The following is a 10,051-nucleotide window of genomic DNA, read 5'->3' on the forward strand; positions in this document are numbered from 1 at the left end:
GTTATCCAATCAAAACCGGAAGGTTAAAACCCTAACTCTAATATACAAGGGGGAATAATATGCTTCAAAATTTTATTAATGGTCTGTATGACTTTCACTTTTTACAGAATGCTCTAATTACATCTGTAGTTATAGGGATTGTTTCTGGAACAGTAGGTTGTTTTATTATTTTAAGAGGAATGTCTCTTATGGGTGATGCTATTTCTCATGCTGTTTTGCCAGGAGTAGCAATTTCTTATATTTTAGGTATTAATTTTTTTATTGGTGCGATTGTATTTGGTCTATTAGCTTCTATCATTATTACTTTTATAAAAAGCAATAGTGTAATAAAAGGAGATACAGCAATTGGTATTACTTTCAGTTCTTTTTTAGCATTAGGAGTTATCCTTATAGGAGTTGCAAATAGCTCAACGGATTTATTTCATATCTTATTTGGAAATATTTTAGCTGTACAAGATATTGATAAGTGGATTACAATTGGCGTTTCTGTTTTAGTGTTGGTTACAGTTGTTCTATTTTTTAAAGAATTATTAATCACTTCTTTTGATCCATTAATGGCAAAAGCAATGGGGATGAATGTCAGTTTTTATCATTATCTATTAATGATTCTATTAACTTTAGTAGCAGTAACAGCTATGCAAAGTGTGGGAACTATATTAATTGTTGCAATGTTAATTACACCAGCTGCTACAGCATATTTATATGCAAACAGCTTAAAAACTATGATATTTATTTCGGCGACAGTCGGAGCGTGCTCATCATTGCTAGGTTTGTTCATTGGTTATAGTTTTAACATAGCAGCAGGATCAAGTATTGTTTTAACAGCGGCATTCTTATTTGTAATTAGTTTTCTAATCTCACCAAAACAAAAATTTTTAAGAAAGAAGGAGAGAAAGTTATGATGAGAAAATGGAAAGCAGTACTGGGAAGTCTGGGGATTTTGATTGCTCTTTTTATATTCGGGGCATGTTCAACAAATAGTAAAGACAAAGATACAGTGGCTTCGAACGAAAAATTAAAGGTAGTAGTTACTAATTCGATTTTAGCAGATATTACTGAAAATATAGCAAAAGATAAAATTGATTTACACAGTATCGTACCTATTGGGAAAGATCCCCACGAATATGAACCTTTGCCTGAAGATGTTCAAAAAACTTCAAAAGCAGATTTGATTTTTTATAACGGTGTTAACTTGGAAACTGGAGGAAATGCTTGGTTTACAAAATTAGTAAAAAATGCGAACAAAGAGGAAAACAAAGACTATTTTGCAGCAAGTGATGGCATAGATGTTATTTACTTAGAGGGTCAGAGTGAGAAAGGGAAGGAAGATCCCCATGCTTGGTTAAATTTAGAAAACGGTATTATTTACGCTAAAAATATTGAAAAACAGTTAGCGGAAAAAGATCCTGATAATAAAAAATTCTATAAAGAAAATCTAGATAAGTATATTGAAAAATTGGATTCTCTAGACAAAGAAGCTAAATCTAAATTTGCTTCAATTCCGAATGATAAAAAAATGATTGTTACAAGTGAAGGATGCTTTAAATATTTCTCGAAAGCGTATAATGTGCCTTCTGCTTACATTTGGGAAATCAACACTGAAGAAGAAGGAACACCAGATCAAATAAAACACTTAGTTGAAAAATTACGCACAACAAAAGTTCCCTCCTTATTCGTAGAAAGCAGTGTGGACGATAGACCAATGAAAACAGTATCAAAAGATACCAATATTCCTATCTATTCAACGATTTTTACTGATTCAATTGCAGAAAAAGGACAAGATGGTGATAGTTACTATGCGATGATGAAATGGAACCTGGATAAAATTGCTGAAGGCCTTTCGAAATAATTTGGAGGGTAGGTATGGTACAAATTAAAACGACTACTATACTAATTTATTTACTAGCAATTCAGGAATTATCAAAAAGAAAAAAGAAATTAAAAAATAATGATTTAGCAAAAGTTCTAAGTGTTAGTCCAGCATCTGTAAGTGAGATGCTGGCTAAACTTAGATATGAGGACTATTTAGATATAGGATTTCAATTAACTGATAAAGGGAAAAAATTTATTGACGATTACAAAAAAGGTTTTAAGTAAAAGACTTTATTTTTAGGGAGGATAAGAAAATGGCTATTGGAGTGATTATGATAGGACTTACCCTAATAGCTGGATATAATTTTTTTAAATCTTTCTCGGATTATTTTAGAAAAGGTGAATGATTTAGATGAGTCTATTAATTCTTGTAGGATTGCTTTTTGTATCAGTTATTTTGCTCTTTCTCATTAGTTTAGCTCTAAGGAATGAGTTCAGTAATAGACGTTAACGATTGAAACTTCAAGTCCTGTGTAAGATAATATAGTTAATTCATCTTATTAGGAGGAAGTACCCATAGAAACCAGAGATTATATTACAACTCACCAAAAATTAATAGAAAGTGGACTAAGCCATTTTGAAAAAGAAGGATTTCAGCAAACTAAGATAAGGCAACTGTGCTTGACCGCAGGCGTAACTACGGGTGCTTTTTATAAACATTTTACTTCTAAGGAAGCGTTATTTGAAGAAATTATTCAGCCGCATATTAATGCGCTTATTAATATGTATAATGAAGAGTTTACCAAATACCTCTTAAACTTAGAAAATATAGATATAGAGAAAAGTTGGAGAGAGAACTTCAATGAATTAGATCCATTTATTAATTATATTTTTGAGAATAAACGTATATTCGATTTGGTTTTATTCCAATCAGCTGGAACCAAATATCAAGATATTGTTGAAAAAATTACATCATTTGTGACAAAAAAGACAGTCTGTTGTCTAGATAAGTTAAAGACTATCGGAATGATCAATCAAAATTTAGTCTTTAATGAAGAAGAAATCCACTTCTACATTTACTCATTCTACGCTACATTCTATGATATATTGAAGCATAGCTATTCAAAAGAAAAGACTATGCTATTAACCAGAAGATTGTATCAATTTTCTGTTCCTGGGTGGATTGAATTACTGAGTTAATTAAAAAAAAGCTTGCATTGAGAATTGTTCTCAGTTATGCTTTTTGATAAGATCGCACTGTTATCTGAATAACGGTGCATTTTTGTCAGCTTAAGATAACAGTGCGATCTTATTTTTTGGAGGTGAAAGAGTGTCAAAAATCAATCCGTTAACCTTGATTACTTTAAATATTTTTTTTCCGGTCATTATTTTTTTAGGAAAGGGAAATATATTTCAAGTGGGGTGTTTCATTATTGCTACAGTTTTAGTATTGATGTTTCGTAAAATAAAGACATGTATTTATTTCATCTTGATTTATTCAGTTCTGTTTTTAGTAATGAAAATTATTGATGCTATCAAGATAGAGTTTTTTACTATATTTTTTGGGACATCCTTATATATTGTATTTCGAATGTTGCCGGTCGTAATGATCTCATGGTTGTTGGTTAGTGTCTATACTAGCAATGAATTATTATCCTCTTTAGAAAAAATACATTTACCGAAAAAAATAATGTTAAGTATTACAGTAGTGATCAGATTCTTTCCGACTTATCGTTCTGAAATAAGAATGATTAAAGAATCTTTAAAAATGAGAAACATTCGCTTGTCTTTTTTTCAGCCTCTGCAATATTTGGAATTTCTGTTAGTTCCCGTTCTTATACGTGCAACTATGATTGCTGAAGAAATGACCGCTAATGCAATAACAAAGGGGATAGAATCTCCTGTGAAAAGAAGTTCTTACTATAAAACAAACATGAGCTTATTAGACTATATCATCCTGTTTTCCGTTACTATTTTTTTCTTAAGTATTTTGATTTGAGGTGAAAGAATTGTTTGAATTTAACAATGTTTCTTTTTCATATAAGGATGTTAAGGAACAAGCGCTTGTTGACCTTAATTTTTCAATAAAAAAAGGCAGTCTTACATTGATTACTGGTTCTTCTGGGAGTGGGAAATCCACACTATTAAAGTTAATGAATGGACTTATTCCAAGACTTTATGACGGAAAATTGGTTGGGGAAATTTTATTTGAAAATAACTCGCTACAATCCTTAACACAAGAAAGTATATCAAAAAATATTGGCTACGTAAGTCAAAATCCTAGAGGACAATTCTTTACAACAAATACAACGAGTGAGTTAGTATTTTCGATGGAAAACTTTGGATTTACAAAAGAGCATATGGATAAAAGAATCAATGAATTAGCTGAATTATTAGATCTTTCAAATATATTAGATAAAAACATTTTTTCGCTATCAAGTGGTGAACGGCAGAAAATTTCTATTGGATGTAGTTTATCGCTAAACTCTAAATTAATTATATTGGATGAACCGTCTTCAAATTTGGACTTCAAAGCGACTAAGAAACTTGCTGACTTACTTTGTGATTTAAAAAATAAAGGATTTACTATTGTTATAGCTGAACATCGTTTTTACTATTTGAAAGAATTAATTGATCAAGTTCTATTTGTTAAAAATAGAACTGTAAAAACTACAACTATTCAGTTGTTAAAAACTGAAAACAATAACGCATTAAGGAAATTTGACATTTTTAATAGTTCGATTGAAGTTCCCTATATCGAAAAGGTAAGTGCAGATGTATTAAAAGTTGAAGAAATTACTTATGAAAATATTCTAAAAGACATAAATTTTGATGTCAAAGTTGGAGATGTTATTGGTTTGGTAGGGAAAAACGGTGTGGGGAAAACAACCTTACTAAGAATACTCATGAAGATTATTCGCCCTACCAAAGGAAAGATAATCGAAAATAAAAAAAATTTGTCATCGCCGTTTTTAGTAATGCAAGAAATGGATTACCAATTTTTCACAGAATCAGTGAGGAGCGAGTTAGCCCTGGGGAATGAAATAGTTAGTAAAGATCAGCAAGAAAAAATTTTAAAAAAAATGGAACTTTATAAAATGAAAGATCAATTACCGTTTGATTTATCCGGTGGAGAAAAACAAAGATTATTGGTTTCTATAGCTTCATTGTCAAAAACTAATTTATTTCTATTTGATGAACCTACAAGTGGGTTGGATTATATCAATATGGAAAGGATTGCTGACCTTATTAAAGACTTAAAAGAAAAGGGTGCAGTAGTTATAGCCACTCATGATCCGGAATTTCTTTATAAAACATGCAATAGAATTATTTATTTAAAAAATGGTGGAATAAAAAAAGATATAAAACTTAGAGTAGAAGATTCAACTTTGATAGAACAGATTTTTAATGACATAACGAAATAGAATTGAGGAGAATATATATGAAAACAAAAGATTATATTTTTATTGGTTTAGCTACAGTTATTTCCCTAGTAATTTACTTTTTTTCAATAATGGTTAGTAGTATTGGTGGGGCGTTTGGTCACAGCATATCCCCAGGGATTTTTGGATTATTATCTGGAATCATATTTGTTTATATTAGCTATAACTACCCTAGAAAAGGAATTTTTACTATTTACACAATTGTTTTATTGTTATTTTTTACGTTAATGGGCGGGGCGTACTTACCTTGGTTTATCAGTTCGATTAGTATGGCGATCTTAGCTGATATTATTCTATCTGTATTTGGATATGATCGAGCAATTCCTCAAGTTGTGTCTTGGGTTCTAATGCAACTAGGCAGTGCTGCCGGACAGTGGATTCCCATATGGTTCTTTACAGATCGTTTTCGTCAAGACTGGATAGATAGAGGACAATCTGCTGCAACAATGGATGCAATGATCCACTACGCGGTGGGTATATGGGGAATTATTTCAGTGTTAGTTGTAGCAAGTTTATCTATGATTGGTGTATTGATTGGAAGAAAAGTCTTAAAAAAATACAAAAAATAGAACGTAGTTTACCTTCTATCTGTTTGTACATCTCTAATTTACGCTATTACGGAAAGCATTAACAGTTGTAAACGAATAAGAGAAGAAATTGAATGCGGGGGAGGAAAAAATGAAAGTATACAAAAAATTATTTAGTTATGTCCCTAAAATGAAATACTACGGATGGTTAGCCACTTTATTTTCTGATTTTTCTGTCGTATTAACAGTCTATGGATATTACAGTATTTACAAATTTCTTCAGTCTCTAATTATTGTAGGAGATGAATATTTAGCTAAGAGTTATGCGGTTCAAACTGTTGCTTGGTTAACTTTAGGAGCTTTATTTTATATTTTTTCTGGCTTATTTTCTCATATCCTTGGGTTTCGCTTAGAGACTAATTTGAGAAAAAAGGGAATTAGCGGTTTAACAGAAGCAAGTTTTCGTTTTTTTGATTTAAATTCTTCGGGATATATTCGAAAGACAATTGATGACAACGCGGCTAAAACACATATGGCAATTGCTCACTTGATTCCAGATAGTGCTCAAGCCATAGTAACACCTGTTTTATCAGTTGCCTTAGGCTTTTTCATTAACTTTAAAATTGGATTGGTTCTAATCGCCATGTTAGTAATTGGTGTATTCTTGTTAAAGAAAATGACAGAGAATACAAATTTTATTCAAAAATATCAAGAATCGTTAGATGTGTTAAGCTCTGAAACGGTAGAATATATCCGCGGAATTCAAGTTATAAAGATATTTGGTGCTAAAGTAACATCATTTAAAGCCTTGAATAAAGCAATTAACGATTATGCTAAGTTTGCATATAAGTATTCTTTGAGTGGGAAAACACCTTTTGTTCTTTTTCAATGGCTATTTTTTGGCATAGTTTGCATTTTGATAGTTCCTATAACCTTTTTTATAACTTCTCTTACCACTCCCAAGATCTTAGCTGTTGACTTGTTGATGTTGTTTTTTTTAAGTGGAATTATTTTTGTTTCTTTCATGAGAATAATGTATGTAAGTATGCACTTGTTTGAAGCAAGATATGCAGTCGAAACACTAGACTCCCTTTATTTAGAAATGAAGCAAGACCAACTAAAATATGGGAACGAGACACAGATTAAAAATTGTGACATTGCATTTGAAAATGTCAGCTTTTCATACAAAGAAGAGTGTGTTTTAGAAAATTTCAACTTAGTTTTAGAACAAAAAAGAATTTATGCATTAGTAGGAAAATCAGGAAGCGGAAAGAGTACGATAGCTAAACTAATTTCAGGTTTCTACAATGTGGATAAGGGACAGATTAAAATTGGTGGTAAGCCTTTAAATCACTATTCAAAAGACACAATTATTAACACAATTGCTTTTGTCTTTCAAGATACGAAACTATTCAATCAGAGTATTTACGATAACGTTTCTATAGCAAATCCTCAAGCGCCAGCAAGTAAAGTATTTGACGCGCTAAGATTAGCCGGTTGCGAATCGATTTTAGAAAAATTTCCCGAAAGAGAGCATACCTTAATTGGTAGTAAAGGAGTTTATCTGTCAGGAGGAGAAAAACAACGTATAGCTATTGCCAGAGCAATTTTAAAAGATGCAAAGATTGTTATTATGGATGAAGCCAGTGCATCTATTGATCCAGATAATGAGTATGAACTACAAAAGGCTTTTCAATATTTGATGAAAGAAAAAACAGTTATTATGATAGCTCATCGATTATCCAGCATTAAATCTGTAGATGAAATTCTTGTCTTGTCAGAAGGAAAAATAGTAGAACGTGGAAATCATAATGAATTAATGGCTAAACATCGAGTGTATAAACAATTGGTCACTAATTATGAGAATGCAAATGATTGGAGGCTTGACAATGAAAAATTTTTATAAAAAAAAATTTGCTTTAACTGATCAGGGCGCAGAAGCTTTAACTAAAGCTTCTATTTCTAGTTTTTTTGTATACTGCATTAATATGGTACCAGCATTCATTATAATGATGCTGATAGACGAATTAGTTTTAGAAAATGCAAAGCCCCGTTGGCTTTATTTTGCAGTATCGTTTGTTACTTTGCTTTTCATGTATTGGTTGTTAGATAGGGAGTATGAAAACTTATATAATAGTACTTATAAAGAAAGTGCGCATTTAAGAGTGCAAATTGCAGACGATTTGTCAAATTTACCATTATCCTATTTTTCAAAACATAATTTATCAGATTTATCTCAAACTATCATGTCTGACGTTGAAGGTATTGAGCATGCGATGAGTCATGCAATACCTAAAGCCGGCGGTATGGCTCTGTTTTTCCCTTTTATTTCAGTGATGCTTTTGGTTGGTAATGTCAAAATGGGATTAGCTGTTATTTTGCCAACGTTATTTAGTTTTGTCTTAATCTTGTTATCAAAGAAATCCCAAACGAAAGCCAATACTAAATATTACGATACTTTGAGAGAAAACTCGGAAGAATTTCAAGAAACTATTGAATTGCAGCAAGAGATTAATAGCTTTAATCTATCTAAAAAAGTTCAAGACAGACTTTTCAAAAAAATGGAAGAGAGTGAAAGGATTCATTTAAAGGTAGAATTAAGTACTTTTTCAGTCATGGCCTTATCCTCTATTTTCTCATATGTTAGTTTAGCAGTAGTCATTCTAGTAGGTGTTCACTTACTGTTAACGGGTGAAGTGACTATACTCTACGTCGTTGGTTACTTACTAGCCGCAATAAAAATAAAGGATTCCTTCGATTCTATGAAAGAAGCAGTGCTTGAAATATTTTATTTAGCTCCTAAAATACAGCGAATTAGAGCTATGAAGGAAACCAGTATCCAAGAGGGATCAGATAGTCCTCTGAAATCTTTTGACATTGAGTTGCGAGATGTCTCTTTCTCATATGATAACAATACCCCAATTTTAGATCATATCTCTTTTACGGCTAAACAAGGAGAAGTGACTGCGTTAGTAGGTGCTAGTGGTTCCGGGAAAACTAGTATCTTGAAATTAGTGTCTAGACTGTATGATTATGATGAAGGCTGTATTTTAATTGATGGGTATGATATTAAACGTGTATCTCCAGCTTCTTTGTTTAGCAAAATCGCTATTGTTTTTCAAGAGGTAACTTTGTTTAATACAAGTATTTTGGAAAATATACGTATTGGAAATAGTCAAGCGTCAGATGAGGAAGTGAAAAAAGCAGCTCGTTTAGCTAACTGCGAAGACTTTATTGAAAAACTACCTGACGGTTATCATACATTGGTCGGAGAAAACGGAAGTTCACTTTCTGGAGGAGAGCGACAACGCCTATCCATAGCACGGGCTTTTTTGAAAAATGCGCCAATTTTAATTTTAGATGAAATTACTGCCAGTTTAGATGCGGAAAATGAAAAACGTATTCAGGAAAGTTTAAATCGTTTAATACAAGATAAGACAGTACTAATTATATCGCATCGCTTGAAGTCTATTGAAAAGGTAAATAAAATTGTAGTGATGGATCAAGGAAAACTAGTTGATCAAGGTACTCATAATGAGTTGTATCGAAGGTCAGAAATATACAAAAATCTCATAAAGAAAACTAAACTATCTGAGAAATTCGTCTATGAAAAAGAAGCTCAATCACGATGATGAAATAGGCTTTAAATTAACCTACAATTTTTGGGATATAGTTATAATTCTTTTTCAAAAAGAATAATTTTATTAAACAGCATCTAATTTTGAATACACGAAAGAATCAGTATGATTGAATTAGTTCACTTAATGTCTATTCTTATAATATAAGGAATAATCAAAGTTTTAAAAAATTGGCGATAAACCAGTTAAACATAAAAGATTGAATAAAAAGTTATAGTTTCTTTCATATTGCCGTTTTAAGTAGAGGAAAAGCTACTTAAAACGGTATTTGTGTTTGATTGGACTAATAAAAGTGAATTCTTATTTTTCAGAGCCTAAACTGCATATTCTTTTAAATGATTTGATTATCTCTATGTACCGATAAATTCGTTTTCAAATAGTTATCTATTCATATGAGTTTTATTTCATGTTATTTATTGTTGACAAGAGCAACTCTTGTTGGTAAAGTATCAGTGTCAAAACGTAACGATTACGATTTGAGGTGTCTAAATCAAAATAAAAGGAGTATAAAGGTATATGGCAAAAAAGTCGAAAATTGCTAAAGCAAAGAAACAAATGGCGATGATTGAAAAGTATGCAGATAAACGTCAGGAATTAAAAGCCGCAGGAGATCGCACCGCTCTCGCTAAAT

The 10,051-nt window shown here is 31.4% G+C and carries 9 protein-coding genes; all 9 read left to right on the top strand.

Going from position 1 to position 10,051, the window contains the following annotated elements; genetic code table 11:
• Nucleotides 1–59: 59 nt before the first annotated feature.
• The 9 genes from ACLUJM_RS11295 to ACLUJM_RS11335 all read left to right on the top strand — a co-directional run bounded on the left by ACLUJM_RS11295 (nt 60) and on the right by ACLUJM_RS11335 (nt 9,414).
• Nucleotides 60–902: a metal ABC transporter permease gene (locus ACLUJM_RS11295; RefSeq protein WP_002297294.1), complete on the top strand. Its 843-nt coding sequence runs from the start codon at nt 60–62 to the stop codon at nt 900–902.
• Nucleotides 899–1,849: a metal ABC transporter substrate-binding protein gene (locus tag ACLUJM_RS11300; RefSeq protein ID WP_002297295.1), complete on the top strand. Its 951-nt coding sequence runs from the start codon at nt 899–901 to the stop codon at nt 1,847–1,849. The genes ACLUJM_RS11295 and ACLUJM_RS11300 overlap by 4 nt, the downstream gene beginning before the upstream one ends.
• A 14-nt stretch (nt 1,850–1,863) precedes the next feature.
• On the top strand, nt 1,864–2,097 hold the full coding sequence (locus tag ACLUJM_RS11305; protein ID WP_002297302.1) for a metal-dependent transcriptional regulator: 234 nt from the start codon (nt 1,864–1,866) through the stop codon (nt 2,095–2,097).
• Nucleotides 2,098–2,427: 330 nt separating this feature from the next.
• Nucleotides 2,428–3,012 carry a TetR/AcrR family transcriptional regulator gene (locus ACLUJM_RS11310; protein WP_071858995.1) on the top strand — a complete coding sequence of 195 codons (585 nt, stop codon included), beginning with the start codon at nt 2,428–2,430 and terminating at the stop codon, nt 3,010–3,012.
• Nucleotides 3,013–3,142: 130 nt separating this feature from the next.
• Nucleotides 3,143–3,811: an energy-coupling factor transporter transmembrane component T gene (locus tag ACLUJM_RS11315; RefSeq protein WP_002297304.1), complete on the top strand. Its 669-nt coding sequence runs from the start codon at nt 3,143–3,145 to the stop codon at nt 3,809–3,811.
• Nucleotide 3,812: 1 nt separating this feature from the next.
• Nucleotides 3,813–5,237, top strand: coding sequence for an ABC transporter ATP-binding protein (locus ACLUJM_RS11320; RefSeq protein WP_002311663.1), 1,425 nt, complete (start codon nt 3,813–3,815; stop codon nt 5,235–5,237).
• A 17-nt stretch (nt 5,238–5,254) separates the two neighbouring features.
• Nucleotides 5,255–5,824 carry an MptD family putative ECF transporter S component gene (locus tag ACLUJM_RS11325; protein ID WP_002297308.1) on the top strand — a complete coding sequence of 190 codons (570 nt, stop codon included), beginning with the start codon at nt 5,255–5,257 and terminating at the stop codon, nt 5,822–5,824.
• 109 nt (nt 5,825–5,933) lie between these two features.
• On the top strand, nt 5,934–7,688 hold the full coding sequence (locus ACLUJM_RS11330; RefSeq protein WP_002297309.1) for an ABC transporter ATP-binding protein: 1,755 nt from the start codon (nt 5,934–5,936) through the stop codon (nt 7,686–7,688).
• On the top strand, nt 7,672–9,414 hold the full coding sequence (locus ACLUJM_RS11335; RefSeq protein ID WP_002297310.1) for an ABC transporter ATP-binding protein: 1,743 nt from the start codon (nt 7,672–7,674) through the stop codon (nt 9,412–9,414). Before ACLUJM_RS11330 ends, ACLUJM_RS11335 begins: the two co-directional genes overlap by 17 nt.
• Nucleotides 9,415–10,051 lie beyond the last annotated feature (637 nt).

Source organism: Finegoldia sp., from assembly GCF_046991905.1.
In the GTDB taxonomy this organism is placed as follows: domain Bacteria; phylum Bacillota; class Clostridia; order Tissierellales; family Peptoniphilaceae; genus Finegoldia.

Bases quoted from the DNA above. Each gene is read 5' to 3' on its own strand.
- ACLUJM_RS11295 (WP_002297294.1), top strand. From the start codon at position 60: ATGCTTCAAAATTTTATTAATGGTCTGTATGACTTTCACTTTTTACAG.
- ACLUJM_RS11325 (WP_002297308.1), top strand. From the start codon at position 5,255: ATGAAAACAAAAGATTATATTTTTATTGGTTTAGCTACAGTTATTTCC.
- ACLUJM_RS11335 (WP_002297310.1), top strand. From the start codon at position 7,672: ATGAAAAATTTTTATAAAAAAAAATTTGCTTTAACTGATCAGGGCGCA.
- ACLUJM_RS11305 (WP_002297302.1), top strand. From the start codon at position 1,864: ATGGTACAAATTAAAACGACTACTATACTAATTTATTTACTAGCAATT.
- ACLUJM_RS11300 (WP_002297295.1), top strand. From the start codon at position 899: ATGATGAGAAAATGGAAAGCAGTACTGGGAAGTCTGGGGATTTTGATT.
- ACLUJM_RS11330 (WP_002297309.1), top strand. From the start codon at position 5,934: ATGAAAGTATACAAAAAATTATTTAGTTATGTCCCTAAAATGAAATAC.